The 24144-nt window shown below is 51.1% G+C and carries 26 protein-coding genes and 2 riboswitches; of the genes, 8 read left to right on the plus strand and 18 right to left on the minus strand.

Features of this window, described 5'->3' with window-relative positions:
* Positions 1-25: 25 nt before the first annotated feature.
* From IEW70_RS11165 to IEW70_RS11185, 5 genes are all read left to right on the plus strand, one after another.
* Complete coding sequence (locus tag IEW70_RS11165; protein WP_188648009.1) at positions 26-1552, plus strand: class I adenylate-forming enzyme family protein; 1527 nt, start codon at positions 26-28, stop codon at positions 1550-1552.
* Positions 1553-1585: 33 nt separating this feature from the next.
* Positions 1586-1909, plus strand: a complete 324-nt coding sequence (locus IEW70_RS17885; RefSeq protein WP_229751942.1) for a zinc ribbon domain-containing protein — start codon at positions 1586-1588, stop codon at positions 1907-1909.
* Positions 1910-2204: 295 nt separating this feature from the next.
* Positions 2205-3470: an MDR family MFS transporter gene (locus tag IEW70_RS11175; protein ID WP_188648010.1), complete on the plus strand. Its 1266-nt coding sequence runs from the start codon at positions 2205-2207 to the stop codon at positions 3468-3470.
* Positions 3471-3617: 147 nt separating this feature from the next.
* Positions 3618-4955, plus strand: a complete 1338-nt coding sequence (locus tag IEW70_RS11180; RefSeq protein ID WP_188648011.1) for a helix-turn-helix domain-containing protein — start codon at positions 3618-3620, stop codon at positions 4953-4955.
* Positions 4939-5136 (plus strand): hypothetical protein, encoded by a 198-nt coding sequence (locus IEW70_RS11185; RefSeq protein WP_188648012.1) that lies wholly within the window; start codon positions 4939-4941, stop codon positions 5134-5136. Before IEW70_RS11180 ends, IEW70_RS11185 begins: the two co-directional genes overlap by 17 nt.
* Positions 5137-5196: 60 nt before the next feature.
* Here the strand turns inward: IEW70_RS11185 and IEW70_RS11190 are convergent, their stop codons facing one another.
* Both IEW70_RS11190 and sat read right to left on the minus strand, forming a co-directional pair.
* Entirely contained in the window at positions 5197-5565 is a 369-nt protein-coding gene (locus IEW70_RS11190; RefSeq protein ID WP_188648013.1) for a hypothetical protein, read from the minus strand.
* Between the two features lie 209 nt (positions 5566-5774).
* Positions 5775-6950, minus strand: a complete 1176-nt coding sequence (sat, locus tag IEW70_RS11195; protein WP_188648014.1) for a sulfate adenylyltransferase — start codon at positions 6948-6950, stop codon at positions 5775-5777.
* Between the two features lie 255 nt (positions 6951-7205).
* Between sat and IEW70_RS11200 the strand changes: the two genes are divergently transcribed.
* On the plus strand, positions 7206-7646 hold the full coding sequence (locus tag IEW70_RS11200; protein WP_188648015.1) for a YtoQ family protein: 441 nt from the start codon (positions 7206-7208) through the stop codon (positions 7644-7646).
* A gap of 90 nt (positions 7647-7736) precedes the next feature.
* On the opposite strand, the gene IEW70_RS11205 is transcribed toward IEW70_RS11200, so the two are convergent.
* The 13 genes from IEW70_RS11205 to IEW70_RS11265 all read right to left on the minus strand — a co-directional run bounded on the left by IEW70_RS11205 (position 7737) and on the right by IEW70_RS11265 (position 19650).
* Entirely contained in the window at positions 7737-8063 is a 327-nt protein-coding gene (locus IEW70_RS11205; protein ID WP_188648016.1) for a spore coat protein GerQ, read from the minus strand.
* Between the two features lie 12 nt (positions 8064-8075).
* Entirely contained in the window at positions 8076-8501 is a 426-nt protein-coding gene (locus IEW70_RS11210) for a cell wall hydrolase (protein ID WP_188648017.1), read from the minus strand.
* A 66-nt stretch (positions 8502-8567) separates the two neighbouring features.
* Positions 8568-10175: an amidohydrolase gene (locus IEW70_RS11215; RefSeq protein ID WP_188648018.1), complete on the minus strand. Its 1608-nt coding sequence runs from the start codon at positions 10173-10175 to the stop codon at positions 8568-8570.
* Between the two features lie 387 nt (positions 10176-10562).
* Complete coding sequence (gene rlmD, locus IEW70_RS11220; protein ID WP_229751943.1) at positions 10563-11927, minus strand: 23S rRNA (uracil(1939)-C(5))-methyltransferase RlmD; 1365 nt, start codon at positions 11925-11927, stop codon at positions 10563-10565.
* 61 nt (positions 11928-11988) lie between these two features.
* On the minus strand, positions 11989-13293 hold the full coding sequence (locus IEW70_RS11225; protein ID WP_188648019.1) for a homoserine dehydrogenase: 1305 nt from the start codon (positions 13291-13293) through the stop codon (positions 11989-11991).
* Positions 13294-13377: 84 nt separating this feature from the next.
* A riboswitch (SAM riboswitch) is annotated at positions 13378-13504 on the minus strand.
* Positions 13505-13636: 132 nt separating this feature from the next.
* Positions 13637-14644 (minus strand): fumarylacetoacetate hydrolase family protein, encoded by a 1008-nt coding sequence (locus tag IEW70_RS11230; RefSeq protein ID WP_373285957.1) that lies wholly within the window; start codon positions 14642-14644, stop codon positions 13637-13639.
* Between the two features lie 236 nt (positions 14645-14880).
* A complete protein-coding gene (locus tag IEW70_RS11235) occupies positions 14881-15159 on the minus strand; it encodes an alpha/beta-type small acid-soluble spore protein (RefSeq protein WP_188648020.1) in 279 nt (92 codons plus the stop codon).
* 91 nt (positions 15160-15250) lie between these two features.
* The gene (gene sleB / locus IEW70_RS11240) at positions 15251-15949 is read right to left on the minus strand and encodes a spore cortex-lytic enzyme (RefSeq protein WP_188648021.1); all 699 of its coding nucleotides are present in this window, start codon (positions 15947-15949) and stop codon (positions 15251-15253) included.
* Positions 15950-16086: riboswitch (cyclic di-AMP (ydaO/yuaA leader) on the minus strand.
* 129 nt (positions 16087-16215) lie between these two features.
* A complete protein-coding gene (locus IEW70_RS11245; RefSeq protein WP_188648022.1) occupies positions 16216-16830 on the minus strand; it encodes a superoxide dismutase in 615 nt (204 codons plus the stop codon).
* A 231-nt stretch (positions 16831-17061) separates the two neighbouring features.
* Positions 17062-18195, minus strand: coding sequence for an HAD family hydrolase (locus IEW70_RS11250; protein WP_188648023.1), 1134 nt, complete (start codon positions 18193-18195; stop codon positions 17062-17064).
* A 104-nt stretch (positions 18196-18299) separates the two neighbouring features.
* On the minus strand, positions 18300-18917 hold the full coding sequence (locus tag IEW70_RS11255; RefSeq protein WP_188648024.1) for a hypothetical protein: 618 nt from the start codon (positions 18915-18917) through the stop codon (positions 18300-18302).
* A 94-nt stretch (positions 18918-19011) separates the two neighbouring features.
* Positions 19012-19374 (minus strand): hypothetical protein, encoded by a 363-nt coding sequence (locus tag IEW70_RS11260; protein ID WP_188648025.1) that lies wholly within the window; start codon positions 19372-19374, stop codon positions 19012-19014.
* Positions 19375-19440: 66 nt separating this feature from the next.
* Positions 19441-19650 (minus strand): ferredoxin, encoded by a 210-nt coding sequence (locus IEW70_RS11265; RefSeq protein WP_188648026.1) that lies wholly within the window; start codon positions 19648-19650, stop codon positions 19441-19443.
* Positions 19651-20287: 637 nt separating this feature from the next.
* On the opposite strand from IEW70_RS11265, the gene IEW70_RS11270 reads away from it, so the two are divergent.
* Positions 20288-20641 (plus strand): hypothetical protein, encoded by a 354-nt coding sequence (locus IEW70_RS11270; protein WP_188648027.1) that lies wholly within the window; start codon positions 20288-20290, stop codon positions 20639-20641.
* Between the two features lie 135 nt (positions 20642-20776).
* Positions 20777-21628 (plus strand): hypothetical protein, encoded by an 852-nt coding sequence (locus tag IEW70_RS11275; RefSeq protein WP_188648028.1) that lies wholly within the window; start codon positions 20777-20779, stop codon positions 21626-21628.
* Between the two features lie 34 nt (positions 21629-21662).
* Here the strand turns inward: IEW70_RS11275 and IEW70_RS11280 are convergent, their stop codons facing one another.
* From IEW70_RS11280 to pilM, 3 genes are read right to left on the minus strand one after another with little or no spacing between them, the layout of a single operon-like run.
* On the minus strand, positions 21663-22421 hold the full coding sequence (locus IEW70_RS11280) for a hypothetical protein (RefSeq protein ID WP_188648029.1): 759 nt from the start codon (positions 22419-22421) through the stop codon (positions 21663-21665).
* Positions 22418-22996, minus strand: coding sequence for a PilN domain-containing protein (locus tag IEW70_RS11285; RefSeq protein WP_188648030.1), 579 nt, complete (start codon positions 22994-22996; stop codon positions 22418-22420). Before IEW70_RS11285 ends, IEW70_RS11280 begins: the two co-directional genes overlap by 4 nt.
* On the minus strand, positions 22993-24003 hold the full coding sequence (gene pilM, locus IEW70_RS11290) for a type IV pilus biogenesis protein PilM (RefSeq protein WP_188648031.1): 1011 nt from the start codon (positions 24001-24003) through the stop codon (positions 22993-22995). Before pilM ends, IEW70_RS11285 begins: the two co-directional genes overlap by 4 nt.
* Positions 24004-24144: the final 141 nt, after the last annotated feature.

The raw sequence follows: 24144 nt of genomic DNA on the forward strand, positions 1-24144 counted from the left end.
GTAACATCAAAGGGGAGGAATCCATATGAATATAGGGGCGACCCTTGCGAGAAACGCACGCCGGATTCCGGACAAAATCGCGATTCACTTCAGGGAAAAAAGCTATACTTATGATCGTTTGAACCGTGAAGTCAACCGCCTGGCCCACGGTTTGATCGCAGAAGGGGTTCGAAAAGGCGATAAAGTAGCGTTAATGATGAAAAACTCCGATCTGTATATGGTTGTTTTTTACGCCATCATGAAAGTGGGTGCCGTCGCCGTCCCCGTTAATTTTCGGTTAACTTCCAAAGAAGTGGGCTATATATTAGACAATTCCGATACATCCGTTGTGTTCTTTGATGACGAATACGCAGAAATTATCAAAAACGCTACGGATGGAAACGATACAATCCTTTCATCTATTTCCGTTGGAAGTCAAGCATTGACGGGTCACAAGAATATAGACGAAGTCATGACAAACAATGAGTCGGAACCTGCTGTTGACGTCAAAGAATCGGATGATGCGGAAATTTTATATACGTCCGGGACAACGGGACTCCCCAAAGGGGCTGTCTTCGATCATCACCGAGTCCTTCACGTGGCATTGAATGTATCGATCGTGTTGAAAATGAATCCGGAAGACACCCTTCTTCATATTGCACCGTTGTTTCACTCGGCACAGTTAAATTTGTTCATGATTTCCGGAACGTATTTGGGTTGTACCCAGGTTATTCAAGAATCATTTGATCCCGAAGAAACGTTCAAAGCGATCGAGCGGCATAAAATCAGCCTCTTTTTCGCCGTTCCGACCATGTATAACTTTCTCCTGCAAGTTCCGGATAAAGAAAAGTACGATCTGTCTTCAGTCCAACGTTGCGGATACGGGGCGGCCCCCATGCCTGTCGCGCTGTTGGAAAAAGCGATGAACCTGTTCGGTACGGACCAGTTCTACAATATGTGCGGCTTAACCGAAGGTGGGCCGGGGGGAATCATCCTTCTGCCCTCAGAGCACAAGGAGAAATTGGGTGCCGGAGGAAAGGCGATGCTGAACACAGAGGTGCGGGTGATTTCCGATTCAGGAGAAGATATCCAACCCGGAGAAGTTGGAGAAATGATCATCCGCGGTGAAACGGTGATGAAAGGATATTACAAAAAGCCGGAAGAAACGAAGAAAGCGCTTCGTGACTGCTGGCTGTACACGGGGGATTTGGCTACGATCGACGAAGACGGGTACATTACGCTCGTCGACCGAAAAAAAGATATGATCATTTCCGGCGGGGAGAATGTGTATTCCACGGAGGTTGAACAGGTGTTGTACAAGCATCCCGAATTGCTTGAAGCAGCTGTGATCGGGCTGCCCGATGAAGTTTGGGGTGAAAAAGTCGCTGCGGTCGTTGTCCCGAAACCTGGTGCTCAACTGGATCACGAGGAAATCAAGTCCTTTTGCCGCAAGGAATTAGCCGGTTACAAAGTGCCGCGCACCATTTTTGAATATAAGGAAATTCCGAGAAATGCTTCCGGCAAAATACTGAAATATAAGCTGCGGGAAGAGTTGAAAGCTGCAAAATCTTAGTTGAACAGTCACTCGCATTTTGAGGTGGAGATAATGGAGTTTATCATACGAATTTTCGGTTTTATCGCAGCAGCATTCGGAGGAGTCGTTATTTATTATTGGAGAGAATATGAGTTTGCAAGGTACTTTGGGGAATACAGTGATATTATTGCATTCACTATGTATCCCGGGGGCAGAACCTTCCCATCCAGCCAATTGTGTTCCAACTGTGGCTATCGCCACAAAGAGGTGAAAAAGCTCAGCTTAAGAGAATGGGATTGCCCCAGTTGCAGAGAGAATCATGATCGGGATGTTAACACTGCTAAGAATATCTTGCAAGAAGGTTTAAGAGTAATCGCCGTGGGGCTCACGGTCTGAGCTTGGTCAACTTCCTTGGGATACCGAGGATTACCCAAGAATCCCCCACCTCTACAGGTGGCGGGAGTGTTCAATAGCCGGTATATTGGATTTAGTTGTGAATAAAAAGAAGGGGCGGACTTTTGTCGCACCCCTTCTTTTTTAATAAAGGTTTACAATGTCATCAAATTAAACCATCTCCATAAAGCGAATCCCTGTTTTTTTGTTTGGCGGAGTGTTGGAGTCGGGTGAGAGGAGTATACTGGGTTCAGAAAATATTTCCATACCCTCTATGCTCTATCGAAAGGATGATCCAATGAACCGATGGCTGGCCAGCTTCCGTCAATATCACCCCTTGATCTGGCTTTTGGTCGGGGGAACGGTTTTTGCACGGGGGGCGGCGTTTATGAGCCTCCCGTTTTTAGCGATTTATCTTTCCCGCACAACCGACCTGAATCCGCTATGGATCGGCATCGTTTTGGGTTTAGGACCGCTGGCGGGGACCGTCGGGGGATTTGTGGGCGGTCACTTATCCGACCGGTTCGGACGCGGCATCGTTATGGTTTCCACTCTGTTCGTCTGGTCTGCAGTCTTTATCGGGTTTGCCCTGACGAAAGAGGTATGGGGCTTTATGATCCTCAATGTCCTCAACGGACTGTGTCGTTCCTTTTTTGAGCCCACTTCCCAGGCATTGATGGCCGATCTGACCCCGCCGGAAAAAAGAATGCGGGTCTTCGGTTTTCGTTATCTGGCCATCAATGTGGGAGCTGCCGTCGGCCCCTTATTGGGCGCTTATCTTGCTGCTTTTTCAGGGGTCGTCACGTTTTGGATCACCGGAACAGTATACGGATGTTACGCATTGCTGCTATGGATTATGATGCACCGTTACCACCAAGATATCGGACACCGCTCGGCTTCGGAAATCGTCCGATTCTCCGACGCGGTACGGGTCGTCCGGAAAGATACAGCCCTCGGATACTTCGTTCTGTCCGGGATCCTGGCCAGCATCGGATATGCTCAAATCGAATCCAGTCTGCCGCTCTATCTCAACCAACTGTACGGGGTACACAACCGATTGTATCCAGCTTTGCTGGCTGTCAATGCCACCTGTGTCATCCTGTTGCAAATTCCTCTGACCCGTTGGTGTGAAAAGCGAACGCTCTTAGTCAACCTCGTCACGGGCACCCTTCTTTTTTCCTTGGGGATCGGCTGTTTCGCCCTAGGGACGCATAGCGCCTGGTTTGCAGCGGGCATGGTTATCCTCACCCTGGGGGAAATCGTCTCCTTCCCCACCAGCAATCTTTTCATCGACCGGTTGGCACCCGAATCTCTTCGGGGGACTTACTTCGGTGCCAGCGGTTTTCAAGCCCTCGGCTTTTTTGCTGGACCCGCGTTGGGGGGATGGCTGCTGGATTGGATCGGTGGTCCCTGGATGTATCGTGTGATGGCGTGTTTGGCATGTATCGGGATTGTATTTAATTGGCTGGGTTACAGGGCTTTTCAACGTCGAAAGAAACAGACTACAATATGGGTTGGGAACGAGCGGGAAAAACGAGCGACCCAGAAACCCGTTTCATCATAAACAATCAAACAGCGGGCGATTTTCGCCACGAATCGTTTCATTCTGACAAATCACAAACTTTTTCCCTTGGAAGGCCCCCATACTTTCCAATTCCTTTCATCTGTTGTAGTATTAGTGTAACAGGCATCCAGCAAAGGAGGAAATCCGTTGAATCCGTTGGAAATCAATGAAATTGGCGAATTGATTAGAAAAAAGCGCAAAGAGAGAAACCTGCGCCTGGAAGACCTGGCTGATGAGAATATTTCACCTGCAACAATCAGTAACATCGAGCGGGGTGTCCCCCATGTTAACCCCGAAAAAATCCGCTATCTGATGGGCAAGCTGGACTTGGATTTGGAAAAGCTCCCGGAATTGATGATGGACGAACAGGAGCAGTTGAAAAGCATCCAATTCCGGCTGATGGCCATTGAAACCATGCAAAGCATCGGCAAACAGGAGGAAGCCATCGACCGCCTGGATGCCTTAAACCTGGAGGATACCCACCCTTACGCACCGATCGGATACTATATCCGGGGCAAGTACTTCGGCTCCCAAGGAAACTGGAAGCGGGCGGAACGGGCTTTGTTTAACGCGATCCGCCTGGCGAATCAGTCCCCTTACGGCAAAAAGTCCAATATCGAAGCTGCCAGCTATAATCATTTGGGCCTCGGCAGCTACTACCAAAACAACCTGGAGCAGGCACTGCTGTACACCAACAGCGGACTGGAAGCCTTTGATCCGGAAGGCGACCGAAAAGAACTTCAGTTCATTTTGGAGAGAAACAAAGCGACGTATCTGGAAAAACTGGGTCGTGTCGGCGAAGCGATGCGGGTCGTTCAGAAACTGTGGGAGCGCATTCCGGAAATCCGCAAGATTGAAACCATTCTCCATCTATATGAGCTGCGCACGGATCTTTTGCGCCGTTCCGGCATGTATGAGGAAGCGATTCAATATGCCAAAGAAGGTTTGGAAATCGCCCGCATGAATAACCAGCATGACCGTACCTTTGATTTGTGGACAGCCCTGGGCGGTGTGTACCTGACCATCAAAGAATGGGATGAAGCGGAAATCTGTTTCGATGTGGCATTGAAGCTGGAAGGCATGTTTAAAAATCAAAACGTGTTTATCACGACATACACCCGGCTGGGTATTTTATATATGCATCAGGAAAAATGGAACAAAGCTTATGAAATGTTGACGGAAGCGATCCGTTTGGGAGAAAAATTAAACAGCGCTTTCCTTTTGGTAGATGCGTTGTTGGTGATGGGCAATTACTATCGCAAACAAGGAAATATATCGGAAGCGATACAATTTTATCAGCGAGCACTAGATCTTTCACGAGAACATAACTATAAAAAGAAAGAATACACCATCCTCTTCCATCTTGCGCAGTGTTGGGAAAACACGGATCAGAAGGAATTTCAAAGCTGTATGGAAAATATGTATAAAGTACAGCGGGAGCTTCGATCTGATGAGGAGGTGCTGGAACTTGATGAAATGGTTTAAGGGAGCAGCAGTGGGTATCCTGGTGACCGGTGCCGTCATCCTCGCAACCTATGCGGGCAACCCCGGGGAATACAGAAATCCCAGCGAGGTTTCCTACGGCAATCCCGGTGAATACAGTCCGGGCCAGCTTGCCTATGGAAATCCGGGAGAGTACAGCTTGGGGAACCCCGGTGAGTATTAATAATGATCCTGCCTCTATCTTTAAAAACCCCGGACATCAGCGTCCGGGGTTTTTTCTGTTTTATTGTCCGGTGGAGGCCAACTCATGCGACTCCCGTTTTTCCGGGCGACGGTGCTGCAGCTCCATCACCATCTTGGGAACCAACATGTGGGATGCGCGCAAGGCACCCGTTACTGCGGCCAAAAACAGCTGTTTATCTTCATCGGACAGATGGGACAATGTTTCCGCATCCTTTACCACACTATTCAGCGTCCGGGAAAATTGACTCAGGATATCGCGTACCCGGTGAAATTCGCCATTGTTCAGGCGGTCTTGCAAAATATCCTCAGCCAGCAACTCCCAATCTAAATCATGATGACCGGCGATCTGTTGCAGTTTGTCTGCTGTATCCCTGGTGATCCGGAGCGTAACCAGTTCCGTCTCCTTCATGTATGCAGCTCTCCCTTCTTCGGGATTTAGCGATATACCGCTTATCTGTTACATTCTCTCTTCGTGAACACATTCTAGCAAAAAAGCGCCGTTCTTGCGAGAGGATCCTCCTCTTGCAAATCGGCGCTGCACCGGGTCCTGCTCGATCGGCCTGCCACATCCCACTGATTTCAAGCACCTTGGTCGCTCCAAAGCGGCCGGTAGATACATCAGTCCGACTGCTCTTCCTCTTTTATCCGCAGCCCTTCTATCAATACCTGCACCACTTCCGGACGGGAAAACTCCGGCGGAGGTGTCTCTCCGGCACGCAACATGTGCCGTACTTTGGTACCGGACAGGATTACGTGATCCTCCCGGGAATGGGGACATGTTTTATAGGAAGCCATCCCTTTACAACGGCGGCAGTAAAAACTATGTTCAAAAAACAGCGGAATAATCCCCAACTCCTCCGGACGGAAAGAACGAAAAATATGTTGGGCGTCATAAGTGCCGTAATAATCTCCAACCCCCGCATGATCCCTGCCAATTATAAAATGCGTACACCCGTAATTTTTCCGGGCAATGGCGTGAAACACCGCTTCCCTGGGCCCTGCATACCGCATCGCTGCCGGATATGCCCCGAAGATCACCCGGTTGGCGGGATAATAAGCGGATAATATCGCTTCATAGCTTCTCATCCGCACATCCGCAGGGATATCATCCGATTTGGTGTGACCTACCAAAGGGTTCAAAAACAACCCGTCCACGGTCTCCAAGGCCGCCTTTTGAATATATTCGTGGGCCCGGTGTACCGGATTCCGCGTTTGAAAGCCGACGATCCGCTCCCACCCTTGCTCCCGAAAACGGCGCCTTGTCTCCTCCGGATTGAGGATATACGGTGTAAACAACCCAAAATCAGGCGACTGCAGCAATCGGATCGGTCCGCCGATCCGAAAGGGAGGAGCTTCGTACAACCGAGCCACACCCGGGTGCTTCTCTTCTTCCGTACGGAATACTTCTCGGGCTTCCTTGCGGGGGTCCACCCGATACAAGCTCTGGATTTCCATGACGGCAAAGGGGACTGCCGAACCGTCATCCGACACTAAGAGCACCTCGTCCCCTTCCTTCAGGGATTGGGCCATATTTTTCGATACCGGCAATGTCACGGGGATCGTCCAAACTTCCCCTGTCACCAAACGCATTTCATCCCGGACCCGCACATAATCCTCCTGCGTCATAAACCCTTGTAAAGGGGAAAAAATCCCTGTCGCTATACACCATAAGTCTGACACTGCGATTCCATTGACCGGAATCTGGCGGCAGTTTGTTGCTTTTGCCAAGCATTCCTCTCTTTCTTCCGCTGATACCCTACGGTTGACCAGCGTGCCACCGTGAGGAGATATCATCCCATCCTCTCCTTTCCACTCACATCCCCTGGGCGGGAAACCGCCTACCCTCAATCCATATTCGTAAGCGGCAAAAATGGTTCCGCGTCCAGTCTAGAGAAGGTGGGAAACAAAATATCGAGAATCTCTCCAGTCATCCTACGGTGATTATCCCAAGCCGTTTTATGGTCGTTCCATATCTTCCCCAAGCATTGCTTCGGTTACCTTTGCTATAATGGAGAGGAAAATTCGGAATTTCCGAAAGGAGCTGGAGCCATGGAACTTGTGGTTTATTTGGCAGGGCAGATCCATGATGATTGGCGTGACAAACTTCGAAAAAAAGCGGAAGAACGCGGCTTACCTATTATTTTTAAAGGGCCGCAAGAGAATCACGACCGCAGTGATGACATTGGGGAACATATCAAAGGCAAACAGCCCAACGCCGTTTACCGTGATCAAACCGCATCGGAGTTCAACAATCTGCGCACCCGGGTTTGGATGCAAAAAGCAGATGTAGTGATCGCTCTCTTCGGTGAAAAATACAAGCAATGGAATACGGCGATGGATGCCGCCGTGGCCATTCAGTCCGGCAAGCCGTTGATTTTGGTACGTCCGGAAAGTTTGGTTCACCCCTTGAAAGAGCTGGCTCAGCGGGCCCAAGTAGTGGTGGAGACGCCGGATCAAGCATTGGATGCTTTGGCCTACATCTTTGAATAATCGAACCGTAACCAAAAAACCAGAGGCGATGCGTTCGCCTCTGGCTCCCCATCCACATACCTATTTCTGACGTGGAGCACCCACTTGGATTTACCTGACTCCCCCATCCTCCTGGGCCAAAGTGGCTGGTTGGTTTTCAAACACGTAATAGTCAATGTCGATGTTCATCAGGATAGTATCTTTCCCGGTCTGTTGATCGCGAATAAGGATGAAGTCCCTTCCCACCACACGCAATACTCCCGTTACTATTTTGGCATTCCATTGCGGATTGTTCTCAAAGGTCAAATACACAGTAATCAGCTTCCCGATATTTCTGCTGAGCAAATCTTCCGTATACACCCGACGCCGTTGTTGGGCAATCTGATTCGCATCCCATCCAAAGGAAGATGCCGATGCATAAGGAACATTCCAATACATAACCAACCCCCCTTAATAAACCGCAGGACACTCCTGAGGCCTCGGAACATAAAAGCAATGGCTCTTGTAGCGACCGCTGAGTCTCTGATTGAACCACTGGGGCGGACATTCCGCGGGTGGACGGTAAAACCACAGTGCGTAGGAGGCGGGATCGTGCCGCTCTCCCCGTACGGCCCGTCTCGCCAATCGGATTTCCCGGTCACGCGCCCGCTGATAAAAATACGGCTGCTGAACCGCTTCAAACCCGCCCGGTGATTGAAAGATCATCTCCTTGATCGTGCGGATGTCCTCAAAATCAAGACATTCGGCGATGACCCGGTTCACTCCGACATTGCCCACCATCAGCATGCCCATTTCGCCATCCTCTTCCGCCTCGGCCCGCATCAGCCTCGCCAGCAGTCGGATCTCTTTAGTGTTGGCACGAACTTTTCCTGCCATGAGACCACCTCACATGAACAAAATATTCCTCGGCATCAAAAAAAAGAACCGCCTTTAAAAGACGGTTCACCCTCGGTAGGCGATACAGCCGTTCACCACAGTCATGCTTACCCTGGCTTCCAACAAAGCGTCCGCATTCGCAGCTAGCAAATCCCGGTCAAATACCGTAAAATCCGCTGCTTTTCCTGGCGAGCAGGTTCCCCGCTCATTCTCCTCTCCGGCAGCAACGGCACTGCCGATGGTAAACAGGCGCAGCGCCTCCAGCGGCGTCAGATTTTGTTCAGGCAGATATCCACCGGCAGGGTCCTCAGGGGGACGACGGGTGATCGCAGCATGCAACCCCAAGATAGGATCCAGCGGCTCGATGGGTGCATCGCTCCCTCCCGCACAATCCACTCCACTCATAAGGAGGGTTTTCCAGGCATAGGCATAAGCCAGTCTTTCCGACCCCAGCCTTTCCGCTACCCAAGGGAAATCACTCACCACAAACCGAGGCTGGATATCCACCACCACGGGCAAATGCTTCAAAGCTTGCACCAAATCGGAGCGCAGCACCTGTCCGTGAATCAGACGATCGCATTTTCGCTGCCGACCGCCCGGGGGAATGGGATGCGACTGAAAAGCGCGGACCACCATCTCCGCAGCTCCATCGCCGATCGCATGGACACCCACTGAGAATCCTTTTTCCCGGGCTCGTCGAACCCACTCGTTCAGTTCTTGCTGGGAGTGGATCGGCATCCCTCTGGCAGACGGGGCATCCGTATAGGGAGAAGAAAGCAAAGCCGTCCTTCCTCCGATGGACCCGTCCGCAAACATCTTCATCGCCCCTGTCTTTCGCCACGGGTCTCCTGTCCCAGTTTGCAAACCGAAGTCCGCGGCCTCCTCCAAAAAGGGATGATAGATTAAATGGTGGCTTCGCAGATAGATTCCTTCCTCCGTCAACTCCCCATACATATGCCATGCATCGGATACGCTCCCCAACTCCCGCAAATCTTCCGTATGCACTCCCGTCAGCCCTTTGGACAAGGCTTCACGGGCCGCCTTCCGCAGCCACTCTTTCTTCTGTGCCCGGCTGCTGGGAGGCATTGCTTCATAAAGCCGGCGGGAAGCATTCTCGTATACCAATCCATCAAGCTCTCCTCGCTCATCCCTGCCAAAGGCACCATCGGAAGGATCCGGTGTTTCCCGGGAAATGCCCGCCCGTCGAAATGCTTCCGTGTTCGCTGCTTGTACATGAAAGCAATGACGGGTCAGCATAACGGGATGATGGGGAGCGGCCCGGTCCAACTCTTCCCGTGTGGGGGGCTCTTGTTCCTGAAGTCGGTTCTCGTCCCAATGGAGCCCCCGTACCCACTCCCCGTGCGGAGTCATCCTTGCCTGATCGCGCACCATCTTTAACAGCTCCGCCTTGGTAGTCACACGGGAAAAATCCAGCATGGATAACGTCATTCCATAGGCCACCAGGTGTAGGTGACTGTCCACAAGGCCGGGATAACCATATCCGCCGCCTACATCCACTCGCTCCACATCGGCACGCCCCGCCTGCAGAATCACTTCTTCATAGCCTCCCACCATGCGAATCCTGCCATCTTCCACATAGACCGCTTCCGCAAAAGGGCAGGACGGATCCAGTGTGGTAAACCGACCGTTCACAAACAAGCGCTTACTCACCATCTCCCCCCCGTCCGTCGGCCGATCAATTTTTACCCTATCGCCAAACATTGTCATAGAGAAAACGTGGCCAATTGAATGAAAAACTTACTTGTCAGCTACCCGCCGCTCCCTCTCCAACGTCACGGATGCGATTCTGTTCGTAAACGTAAAGCGTGTCTTGTCATTCAAGAGCATCTTCGATAGATGGGCGGTATGATCGGCGAAGATCCTTTGCACTCACAGAGTACAAGTCTCGCCAAGGCCGCTCCGCTCCCTGGTCTCGCTATGCGCTTTTGCAAGAGATCAGAGACGGCCACACCAAACCGGACCCCCTGATTAGCCAGACTCTAGCGCGACTGTGGGGCGGAGACAAAAAGCACGACTTGTGCTCCTTGAGTGCGATGACCGTTATCGCTCCAACAACGTGACGGACTCCACATGGGCTGTCTGTGGAAACATATCAAAGGGAACCACCCGTTTGACCTGATACCCCTGTTTCAGTAGCAACCGACAATCCTTGGCCAGTGTCGATGGATTGCAGGAAACGTAAACAATCCGGGGAACTTGGACTTCGATTAGCGCTTGGATGAGTTCTTGCCCCAGACCGGTTCGCGGCGGGTCCACCACCACCACATCCGGCTGCAGACCCTCCCGTACCCACCGTGGAAGCAGACGCTCCGCCTCTCCGAGGTGATATTCCGCATGATCGATTCCATTGATTTCGGCGTTTTCCTTGGCATCTTCCACCGCCTCAGGAATCGTATCCATCCCGATGACCCGGTCAGCCTGGTCTGCCAGCCAAAGCCCGATGGTCCCCACGCCGCAATAGGCATCTACCACCGTCTCTTTCCCACTGAGACCGGCCGATCGTTTCACTTCGTCGTAAAGTTTGACGGTTTGCACCGGATTCAGCTGAAAAAAGGCCGGACCCGACAGCAAAAAAGTCAGATGGCCCAGCCGCTCACGAATCTTCCGCTGCCCCCACAATACCCGGCTTTTTTCACCGAGCACCCGAGAGGTTTTGCGGGGGTTGATATTCAAGACCACGCTTTTCAGCTGCGGCAGCCGTTCCCGTAACCGATGGATCAGTTCTTCTTCCCGGGGAAGGCGGTTGGAGCGGGAGACGAGCACCAACTGGGCTTCTCCTGTGGCAAAACCGATCCGTGCCGCCAGATGACGCAGGATTCCCGTTCCTTTTCGTTCATCATAGACAGGAATACCTAGCTCTTCCATTACTTGCCGAGCTTCTTCCAGCAAGCGGTTGGTTTCTGGATGCTGGATGTCGCATTCACCGACATCGACCAACTGGTGGCTTCCGGGTTTATACATCCCCATCCATACACCCTGCTTGCCCTGTTTCAACGGAAGCTGTGCTTTATTGCGATACGACCAGGGACGGTCCATTCCCACCGTCTCCTCAATGGGCAGCTGGGTAAGTCCGGTATAACGGGCAAACGCCTCCTCCACCAGTTCCCGTTTCAGCCGCAGCTGCATCGGATAGTCGATATGTTGCATCTGACAGCCGCCGCAGGAGCGATATACGGGACAGGGAGGCTGCAAGCGGTGAGAAGACCGCTTTTTAATGCGGAATATTTTTCCTCTGGCATAGTTCTTCTGCACCTCGGTCAACTTGGCAGCCACATATTCTCCCGGAATCGCCCCGTCTACAAACACCACTTTTTTTTGATAAACGCCCACCCCTTCGCCGTTAATCCCGATGCGCCGGATGGGCAGTTCAATCACTTGTCCTTTTCGCAATTGGTTTCGACTCAACAGGCATCCCACACAGTCCAATAGGTTTCCGTTACCAGTTTAACCTGATTGGCTGCAGAAATCACCCCGTGACAACCGCTTCTTTCACCCGATCCTTTTTCCGGACTCCGATCACCGGATAATGTTCCAGGCGTTTCACTTCGATCCCCAGCTCTGCCAGCAAGATATTCGTATATGATGCATTCCAGTGACACAGCACCAACCCCAGGACAGTGGATGAGCCGAAGGAAGCCGTACCGATCTGTTCTACTTCCAGGTTGATTTGCTCCAATTTGTCCCGGAGGGAAGCGGCACCTGCCAACCCGGGCAAGGCTTCCGTTTCCACGACCACAAACCGGGATCCGCCTTCCTCCGCCCCCGAAAGCACAGGCGGATGCTCGACAGTGGAACCTGAAATCCTGGGAAGCCGGAGCACATTGCCCACATCTTCGACTACGGCGCTGGCAGTAGGCTGCTCGCCTGCTCCCTGCCCCACCAGCGTAACATCCTGCACCCAATCCCCTTCCAACGTCACCGCATTGTGAACACCGTTCACTCCTGCCAACGGATGATTCTCCGGAAGCAATGCAGGTCCGACGCGCAAGGAGATCGGTCCTTTTTCTCCGTACTGTTCCGCTTGTGCGAGCAGCTTGATCGCATACCCGAGGCGCCGGGCCAGAGTGATATCCTGAGATGTCACTCCGCGGATTCCCCGACAAGGGATATCTTCCAGTGAAATCTCCGCTTCAAATGCCAGCCGGGCCAAGATAGCCAACTTGTACTTCGCATCATGGCCGTCCACATCGGAAGAAGGATCTGCTTCGGCATACCCTTTTTCCTGCGATTCCCGCAATACCTCATCAAAAGCAAGTCCTTTTTGCTCCATTTCTGTCAGGATATAGTTGGTCGTGCCGTTTAAGATTCCCGTGATCCGGTGCACCCGATTCGCCTTCAACAGGTACCCGATGCTGCCCAGCACAGGGATGCCGCCCCCCACCGCTGCTTCATACAACAGTTGCACTCCCTTTTGACGAGCCAGGGCCTCCAGCTCTTTTCCGCGTTTGGCGATCAATTCTTTGTTGGCTGTTACCACGTGACATCCTGCAGTCAATGCATCCCGCACATACGCATAAGCGGACTCCAAACCTCCGATCACTTCGATGACCACTTGAACCCCGGATTGAAGCACCTCATGAAAATCGGTGGTGATCAGAAACTGGACTCCTTCCACTTGCCGTGTTTTATACGGGTCACGAACCAAAATTTTGCGAACTTCAAACAGCTGACCCGTTCGCCGTAACAATACATCCTGATTGTTTCGCAATGCCTTGTAAACTCCCGTTCCGACAGTTCCCAGCCCCAGCAATCCCACACCGATTCGCTCCACTTGGACCCCTCCTTCAAAAAATAAATCCCCTTCTAATAAGAAGGGGATGTTCTTACCGCATAGACCGGTACAGAAACCACCCACTCCTTATCTCTCAACGCGCTGCACGCGTTGCAGGAATTGGCACCATACCCGCTTTTTCACAACAGTGAAAAAACGGGCGGGTTGCCGGGCTTCATCGGGCCAGTCCCTCCGCCGCTCTGGATAACGAGTCGTGTTCCGTATGCAATTGAATTAGTGTATATTATGTAGCAGGGGCTATGATTCTGTCAAATCTTTTTTTAGCGAAGCACAGGCTGTTTCATCCCCTTTTGTCGGCCGGTGTCTTGTTCCACAGGAAACCTTAGGCAATGCGATTCCGCAAGACACCCAGGCCCTCCACTTCCAACTCCACCACATCCCCCGGCTGAAGCCAGGGATGCACTTCCGTTCCCAGTTCCAACAGACACCCTGTTCCCACCGTACCTGAACCGATGACATCCCCCGGCAGCAATCGGCAACTTTCGGACGCGCGGGCAATCATCTCGCCGAAGGAGTAATAGAGGTCTCCCGCATTGCCGGTGGAGAGGAGCTTCCCGTTGATGCTCGCCTTCATCGGGAGATGCCACCGGTCCCCTTTACGGTAAGGTTCCAACTCATCCAAGGTCACCAGACAAGGCCCCATCGAAGTGGCAAAATCTTTTCCTTTCGCCGGACCAAGCCCCACTTTCATCTCTTTCCGCTGGACATCCCGGGCACTCCAGTCATTCAAGACGCAAAAACCGGCGATATGATCCAACGCTTTTTCCGCTGGGATATGAATTCCCGGTTTCCCGATAACACAAGCGATTTCCAATTCATAATCCAACGCTGTTGTGTAAGCGGGTCGAATCACATCTGTATCCGGACCCACAAAAGCGTGATGATTCGAAAAATAAAAAACAGGGATTTCGTACCACTCCGGCACCATATCCAATCCTCGACGGGCGCGACTGGTTTTCACGTGTTGCTCAAAAGCATAAAAATCCCGAAAGCTTCGGGGGACCGGCAAAGGTGCCAATAGTTTCACTTCTTCCCGACGCAATGCGACCGGTTCCCCTTCCACCGTCAAAGCCGCCGGGTTTGTCCCTCTTGTTGCCCGTTCTATCTGACGCAAAAGGTCCATCCCTTCATTTCCCATATCAAGGAGCTTCAGTAGGTCGGTTGGTATCACTTTCCTGAAAGGGAGCCCTTTCTCCAGCGCTGCCCATTCCTGCGCAAAGCCCGCATCCACTACATACTCGCCGTTTAACCACCCCATGCGGGCATCAGCGGCAAAGGTTCCCTGAATGGTCAGACTCCTTTCCTTCACCCGATAAGTTACCAGTTTCATCTTATCCCCCCGTTTCCACCTCTCTTCTTTCAAGATATTACACCTATCGGTTTTTTAGCAAGAAAAAAGAACCGAACGGATAGCATATCCACTCGGAGAAAATCCATTTAGTAAGAAGGGGGGACCCCTCTCGCAAACCTTTTATCTTGAAGGAGTAGGACATTTACAGAAAGAGTCGGCGTGAAAGCCCACGACGACCGATGGAAGTGTCTGTGGTGCTTCAGCCGTGTGGAGTCTCAATGCTGACGTCGTACCAATTCCTCTTCTGCCATTTTGATCAGCTCTTTTACCATCTGGCCTCCGATGGGACCGCCCAGTTTCCCTGCTTCTTCCGCCCGGATATCTCCGTTATAACCCGGCTTCAAAGGCACTCCTAGCTGTCGGGCCATCTCTACTTTCATTTCCTCGGGAGGCCCGGATGTATTCGCCTGCTGGCTCATCACTTGCTTTTTCAAGCGTTCCATCCCTTCCCGGGCTTCGGGAACCAACAATTTGTTTCGCCGTCTGCGTGCCATGGCTTCGATCACCCCCTCTGGCATATTCTTTGCCTTTGGAGGAAAAATACGAAACCAAAAAATGCCGCCCATAACGGGCGGCATTTTGTTGTTACTTCGTAAAGATATGGTTCCCGATTTGGGTTACTTGCGGTCGGGACCAAATCCAATCGGAAGTTGCGGTTTTCGGGTTAAAGTAGTACAGGGAACCATGGGACGGATCCCAGCCCTTGGCAGCGGCTTCCACTGCTTTATATGCCGTGTCGTTGGGTTCCAGCCAGATTTGGCCGTCATCCACCGCAGTGAATGCGCCGCTTTCCATGATGACCCCTTTTACCGTATTCGGGAACTTATCAGATTCCACACGGTTCAGGATCACTGCTGCAACCGCAACTTTACCTTTGAAGGACTCGCCGCGTGCCTCACCGTGCACGGCCCGAGCCAGCCATTGTTTATCTTCAGCAGAGAGAGAGAATTGTTGGCCTTGAGTTTGAGCTGTTTGAGACTTGTCCGTCGCTTTCTTCAGCGCGTTCCAGGTTTCAGGACCAGCAATCCCGTCAATACGCAGGTTGTTGTGTTTTTGGAAATGGATGACGCTTTTCTCGGTATCCAAACCGTAAATGCCATCCACTTTTACGGAGTACCCCAATTTATTAAGACGATGTTGCAAGTCCCACACATCACCGTTGGAACTGCCGTATTCAATCATTGTCGGAGACGCTGCATGAGCGTCCGCATGACCGATGGGCAGAATAGCGCCCAGGGCAGCCACGGCGACAGTTGCAAAAGTTGCAACTATCCATTTTTTCATAATATCCCTCCTATAAGCCTCCGAGGTTAGTTGGCGGGTTCGGGACGAGGTAATCCCGGCCGTCTAAGACGGCTTCACCCCAATGCTTGTCCCCCGTACCTGCTTTATAAGAAAGCAGGATTCGGCTGTTTTTCACACATAAGGAATTATATATAGTGCTTATGGCCTATTCAACATATAATGTTTTACAATTAAAGACATATTTTTCTATATAAAAATATAAAAAGCGCAACAGCATTAGCTGTTGCGCTGAAGAAATATCCCAGTTATTTTGCTTGCTGATACCGCTTGTTGACTTCATCCCAGTTTACTACGTTCCACCATGCGGAGATGTAATCCGGGCGTTTGTTTTGGTACTTCAGATAGTAGGCGTGCTCCCACACATCCAATCCGAGAAGCGGAGTGTCGCCTTCCATCACCGGATTGTCTTGGTTAGGGGTGCTGGTTACGGCAAGGGAGCCGTCTTTTTTCAGCACGAGCCAAGCCCAGCCGCTGCCAAAACGGCCGGCAGCCGCATTGGAAAATTCTTCTTTGAACTTATCAAAGCTACCGAAGGTTTTGTCGATGGCTTGAGCCAGTTCTCCCGTCGGTTCCCCACCGCCGTTCGGGCTCATAATTTGCCAGAACAGCGTATGGTTGGCGTGACCGCCGCCGTTATTGCGAACCGCAGTGCGGATATTTTCCGGTACTTGATCCAAGTTGGCAATCAGGTCTTCGATGGATTTCGCTGCAAGCTCCCCATGACCTTCCAGGGCTGCGTTCAGCTTGTCTACATACGTTTTATGATGGCGGCCATGGTGAATCTCCATGGTTTGCGCATCAATGTGGGGTTCCAACGCATCAGTGGCGTACGGCAGTGCGGGCAGTTCGTGTTTTGCCATACAAAAAACCCTCCTATATGTAAGGTTGTATTTATGACCCTTCCAGGGTTCCATAAATACCTTTCCCACTTTTATTATGCAGAAAACACCGGGGAATATCAATAAGCCGGATGCGTTGAGCCGTCTCCTGCGATTCTCTCTTCGATGTTTCCGTTTATCTCTTTCCTATACCGAGAAGCTCGATGGAAAAACGGATAACCATCTGTGTAGATGCTGCTGTAACAACTATGTTTAACGAATGATTTCCGTTAGCCTGGTAACATCCTTCAAGATGTAGTCAGCTTTCAGTTCCTCAAATTTGGCCCGGGCTTTCTCACCGGTGGGACCGGTCAGCGTGGCGGCAAAACGACAGCCGATCTTACGAGCAGCAAGCAAATCGGCTACGGAATCTCCCACGATGAGGATCTGATCCTTATCCGGCAAAGGCAACGGCGTCTCCACACACACCCGGTCATCCGTCTGACGTCCCAAATACGCCTTCACATACGTATAGGGGGCCGGCTTTCCTAGGGGGGCTCGTTCGGGAAAGCGCTCTTCCGCTTTCAACACATCGGAAACGGTAGCCACATGTTTCGCATCAAAAGCAGAATACAAGCCCAAAGCATCCAACGGCACTTCTGTTTCCAAAGCCGGACGACCCGTGCCGATTCCCAATCGGATCCCCTTGTCTAACAGCTGATCCAGGGTTTCCCGAATGGCTTCGGGAGAAGCCAGAGGAATCTCTTGGTGAAGAAACCCTTCTTTCCGAGAGCGGGCAGGCCGTCCCTCTTCTTTTTCAAACAGATTACTTCCCAAATACCATTCTTGGTACACTTCCCGGCCCAACTCCCACATCGGAGTTTGATGGGAAAAGCAAGTCACCGATAAGCCGGACCAAGCTTCTGCCAACCGGTTGACATGGGTCAGAAAAGCTTGCTTTTCCATACTGGCGTCCCGAAAATCATGGATCACGGCGCCAAAATCCGGCTGAAAGCGAATCCCTTCGGATCGAACCGCCTCACCGATTTGTTGAAGAGCGGTTTGATTCATCTCCCTTTGCAGCATTTCTTTTACCCATTCCGGGCGGTGCGTATGCAATTGACGCAGTAAGCGCTGCAATTGATACCCGAACAGGATCGACACCATATCCCAGTTGGAATTCATGCCACAGGATTTCAGCCAGGTCAACACCTCGTCCCGATGAAAAACCGCCTGACGGATGCTTCGAATCCCATCATCCCCGGGATCAAGGTCGACTGACTTTTCCTTTAGTCCCACAAAGTCCGGATGATACAGCAGTTCCCATACGGTCAGCGCCGTCGTGTCAAAGCATCGCTCTTCCGACAAAAGCACACCGTCCACATCAAACAACACCGTCTGAAACATGCTCGTTGCTCCTTCCCGATCCCTACAAGGTTATTATATATCTTATTACTTTACCAAAGTTCCGTATAAAAGCACCAGGGCAAACACAAAAAGCTTCCGAATTCTCATTCGGAAGCTTTGCCCGCAGAGTCTATTTTTTTCCGTAGCCGGGCTGCCCATAAAGCCCAATCCCCTTTCCACCCCTCGTTCCATCCAGCATGTACCAGGTCGAGGGCTTGCTTGTACTGCCCATCTTCCTCCATCATACGGGCCAAATACGTATATCCCTGATGTTCCGGCAGTCCCTCGGCAAAAGGGTCGTCTCGATACGCCCGTATGGCCACTGGTGCATAATGGATCTGAAGGCGGCAATACTCTTTTGCCCGGTTCCACGCCACCGGGGTCTTCAATCGGATACTGTAATATTTGCGGATTTGTTCCCCAAAATGATCGTGGAGACTTAAGAACTTCTGGGCCTTCCAATGTTGGACCGTCATCGAATCTTGATTTGCCTTCAACCGTTTTTCATATTGTGTATGGGCATTTTGATAAATATCCGCTTCTTCCGGCGTCAGATTCATCTCAAACCGGAAGGAACCGTCTTCATATTGAAACTTTGCCACATACCGCTCGATGGGGTTGTCTCCCTCTTCCCATGCCCGTGTGACGATATACGTTTCCTTTTCATTCGCACTCCAAAGATCCGCAAACTTTTTCATGGGAAATTTTAGCCAACCGAGCATCATCGTACCTCCTCAGATGTCCGTCAACGAAGTCATTGAACGGTTGACCGTTGAATTTGGTTTCCCCAGAAAAAGCAGATTCAAACTTCCGTCGCTATTTCAATTGCGAAAAAAGAAAAACGAGAAACAGCATATGAAAAGTCATGACCGCTATACGAACCGGCCGCAAAATTTTCCGCCCGAATATGGTATCCTTCACTTTTTTCTCATATATGAACCAAATGAACGTCAATATGAGATATACCACTGTGACAGCGAAAAAGTATACAAAGGGATATGGGTTCGACTCCTGTGAGGAAAAGAGGACCCATACACCGTACAGCCATAAGATTTCTATCGTCCATCGCAGTGCCATCAAAGCCACGATCATCATAAATTTGCGTTTGCCGAAAATGGCTTTCAGCTCCGCTTTCATCCCCATGGGTTCCTTTTCAGCCGGGTGTTTGGGTTGCTGCAATCTGATCTCCTCCCGGTGTTCCAATATAAAAGGCTGCCCGCTTGTTGTCGAGCAGCCGCTGGCTTTTTATTCTTCCACTTTGATGGAATCCGTCGGACAGCCGTCTCTGGCATCCAATACATCTTCATGGAGGTCCTCCGGCACTTCCGCCGTTCCAGCGTTATCGTCCAAAATCACGTAAGCGATTCCGTCTTCATCATAATCATATACGTCTGGAGCGGCAGCGCCGCAGGCCCCGCAGGCAATGCAGGTATCCTTGTCTACCCAGGTCCGCATTTCTTCATATCCTCCCCTCTGTTCCCCTGGATGCAAACCGAAGAAAGCGGTAACGGGGTCGTTGCGATTCCATCATAACATATTCCGCGTTGGATTTGAGGAGAAGTCCCTATGAAAAATACCAAGGACCGCAATAAAATGCCCTTCTCCCCATCAGTCAAAAAAACGCAGACCACAGGATGAATCTTTTCGTATTTCCTTTCTCTTGTTTAGCTAATTTTTTCGATGATAAATGCTGGGAATCTTTCTTCTTTCAGCGGAGAAAATTCTGTGAATCATGTTCCTTGAAAAAAGAAGCTATACAGTTACCGGCCAAACATGGTAGGATGGAAGAGAGATATTCAATATATCGGAATTGTTAGAACTATCAGGATGTGGTGTACCGTCGTCTTCTTGCACCCTCGGTGCTCAATTTTTCTCCTTGGACACGGCACGGCTCAATTATGTACTATGTATATCCTCTACATAAAAAGTTTTATTAAAATGTATAATGATCCCTCCATATCCCATATTTATGTAACAATCCATTCCATCTCTTGTTATCCAAACGGACTTCAGTCGGATCATGTACAAAGATGCCCGAAGCTGTCCTTGCTGGGATACTCAGGAATGTACGATTGATCAAGGGAGGGAAAAAATGAAGCCGTACAATCGGCCTGGCCTATCCGATCCCGAGGAACTGTCCCCCGCAGTAGACCAGTCCGAAGTAGATCGGGCCGTCCATTTGTGGAAAGGAATCAAAACCGCGCTGTACCCCATTTTGTCCGAACCTGAACCTGTCAAACTATGGGAAACTACCCGCTCTAAGATTTGGTCCTTGTATAAAGCCTGCGGATTCCCTTATGGAGCAACAAAAGAAGGATTATGGCAATGGCTGTTTAAACAGAATGAAATCATCTCGGCGGTTCGATCCGATCAGGAAAACCGACAATGGTATGTGGCACTGACCCATTTGCATCAGCAGTTGTCTACCTGCAGCGAAAAAAGTTAGCCCTGAAAGCATTCCTCCGAGAGTCTGTGCGGAGGGATTTTTTGTCTATTCTCCACTTTTTTTCGAAAAGAGCAGGGAAATGACGGCAATTGGATCGAAAAAATACATAGGAACAGGACAGAAAGGGGCATGCCCATGACGCCGTTTCATGATGAAGAACACCCGCAGGAAGAAACCACCGGTACCGAAACGTTGTTCACCCTGGAAGAAGCGGCTGACAAATGGCATATCCGTCCGGAAACACTTCAACAAGCCGTCGATGATGGACAATTGTTCATTATCGAAAAAGGGGAGAAGCACTATGTCACCGGACAAGCGATGGAAGCCTCTCTGGATTACCTACAAGAGCTGGATTTGATGAAGGAAGAGGCTGCTGCCAATGATTTGATCATTTACTTGAAAAAAAAGAAAACGAAAGAGCGGATGGAGGAAGATCCACCCAACGGAAACGCCGGGTTCCAAGCTTTCTTCGAAAACTTCACTCATCAGCTTCAATCGTGGAACCGTTCCATTCCGCACGGTTTTGTAAAGCGTTGGCTGGAACGATTCTTCAAAACGATCGAACTCAAGAAAAAGAAAGAAGTAGAAACGGAATGGGAAGAACGGCAAGTCAGCTTGAAACTGGGCTTTATGACCGGCCAAAACGAAATGGCCTGTGATTTTTGCGAGGTACACGACCATTTTTATCCCGGCGCCATCTTTGCAGATGTCTATGTGGACGGTCAATTGAAGTGGATCATGTGTCCAAACTGTCTGCTTTATTGCAAGGAGCAGGCCAATGGTTCCATGGAACAAAATGTTCGTGCCCGTTTTCACTATCTGGCACACCGTCTCGAAAAGGAAGCCCGGCGCGCCCGCAGCCTTGCTGTAACGGAAGATTTCCAGGTACCCTCCCGCCATGAATGGGAAGCATGGGAGACCGCTTCTTTCGCTCTCAGGGAAGTGGCCGCCTCCAATCGGGACCCTGCCGAAGAGCCCTTTGAGTGACGCAAAAGAGCTCGTCACATTAGTGACGAGCTCTTCACTTTTGCTGTTTCCCGCTTCCACCCTGCTTCTCAGTGACTTCGCGATCTTCTATTTTCTTCTTTTTCGTTCCCCACTCTACTTCTACCGGCTGGGAGGTCTCGTCAGCGGGAAGCTCCAAGCCGGGCAACGGAGGCATATGTTTCAGATTGACATCCTGATAAACATACCACATCAGCCGAATCCGGACATTGCCCTCGTTCTTTTCTCTGTCTTCAAACACCCATCCTGTAACGGTGATGATTCGCTTCATCCGCTCCAGCTTCGCAAACAGATCTTTTAGTTCATCATAAGAAGCTCGTACATAGAGATCGCCCCAGAGAGGCTTCACATGTTTCACGTTCATCTCTAACTTTGGGGAAGAATCAGCAAATTCTTCCTTCATTTCGGGGAGATCTTCGGCATCTTCTGCCAGCTGCAGCTTGACCCAAGTTGCTCGGGATTCCGCCACAGCCCCCCGCAAATCCGTCATGAGCCGGGCGGGTTCGATCCGAACAGGCAACTGCCCCTGCAACTCTTGCAATTCCTCCGAAGAAGGTTCCAACGGCAGCGCATAGGAAGGCTTCAATAAGTCCTTATGCTGAGCAATAAACCGTTGAGCTGCTGCATTTTCGGCACGCAACCGTTGAAGCTCCTGATACTGGGGATATAAGAAGCCCAAGGAGGCCGCAGTCACTAGCAGTGTGCCTGTTCCCCAAACGATCATGAGCACCTTTCCCGACTTCCACCAATGATAGGGGCGTTTCCGCTGTTTCATGGCTGTACCTCCCCGTTTTCGACGGTATCCGTCACCCGATAATTCCAATGAAAATGGAGGATCTGTGCGTCATCGGGTTGGATTCGAAGGGAAGAACCGGCACAGCCCCTGCCTATGCAATCCAAAAAAACGCCTTCCACCTGCGGATGATCCCGAAGCTTGTCCAAAAAAGCGGCCCCCCCGTCTGCAGTGGGAAAAGCTGCCCACCCATCCACTCTCTTTCCACTGGCTTTGAGTCGAAACAGGGAGGCATTACCGGGCAGCGTGGTTGCGACAATCTCCATGGCTTCATCCCACGGGATCCGGGTTTTCATCAGCGTACCCACGGCTTGTTGGTAAGCCAATGCTGCGCCGTGCCGTTCCATAAACGCCTTCTTTTCCGTCACCCGTTCCCTGGCACGGGCCCTTAGGGTATCCAACTGGGCGTGATGACGTCGCAACACGGCTTCCTGTTGATTCATTTCAAGGAACAGCCATAGAGTAAATGCGAAAAAGTTGGCCAGCCACAATAAAATGACCGCCAGACCCGCAAAAAAATACCGTCTGCCGGCCGGTGCCGGCGGCATTAGATTCACCCAGCCTTCACCCCCTCCAAAGCTGCACCCAATGGAACTGTGAGAGCCGGTCCCAGGCGCGAAGCCGAAAGGTCGGATATCTCCTCCGGCATGATGGCCTCCGGACTGTCGGCGACGACTACCGAAGGAGCGCCATGCTTCATCAGCCACTCCCTCAAAACAGGAAAATGTACGCCTTCACCGCTCAACACCCATTGCACATTCGGAGACCAGATCTGCTTTTCCAGCCACGGGGCACCACTTGTCTTCATCATTTTCATCATGGTTTGCCCGTAACTTGTGATCTCATCCGGAGTGTCCAATATGGGTCGCAGCGGATCTGCACCTGCAGTTCCCCCATTTTGTTGCCGGGATTTCCGCATCGGCATGGAGAAGTAGGTACCTGCATGCAAAACGCCTTCTTGAATATAGCTGATCTCAATACCGTCCGCATGGACATGGATCAAAGCCAACCGTGATGCGGTGGATGACACACAATAATCCAGCCAGCGCCGGGAGTGAAGTGCCGCGAGATCGACCGCCACCGGATTCAAACCGCACCAACGCATGATTTGGATCCATTCTTCCACATAGCTTCGGGAGGCAATAGACACTGCCACCTCCTGCCAATCTCCATCCTCCCACACATGATGCGTGGGCTGAAAATCGAACAGCGGGTTCTCTCCGCAAGGATGCTGCCACTTAGGCAGCACTTTCCTCTCAATCCAGCGTCGCATGCGCTGCCGGTTCATCTCAGGAACTTTCCACTTTTGGGTAACCACGTGGCGATTGCTCAAAGAAAGGCGGACTTTACGCGTACCCAACCGCCCTTCACCCAACGCTTCCTGGATCGAGTGGATCAGTTCCTCTTTCTCTGTCCACCCTTCCTCTGCGCTCCATATCGGCACCAGAGGATGAATGATCACTTGTTTCAAGCGGGGCGGACCCCACCAACGCTGCAGTTCCACGATTTTCAACAGGGAATCGGACAACTCCAGCCCCAAACAGGAACGACGGAAAAATGACATACTCAACCCTTTCCTTTCGTGATGTCACGTTCCTAATGGAAACAAAAAACCCCTATCTTCCAAAAGAGGGGATTTTTTCTCTTTTTACAAGTTGGACATTCGCATGAAAATCTCCTCTATGGTTGGATGACTGGATTTTAA

Source organism: Marinithermofilum abyssi (genome assembly GCF_014641195.1).
Classification (GTDB): Bacteria; Bacillota; Bacilli; order Thermoactinomycetales; family DSM-45169; genus Marinithermofilum; species Marinithermofilum abyssi.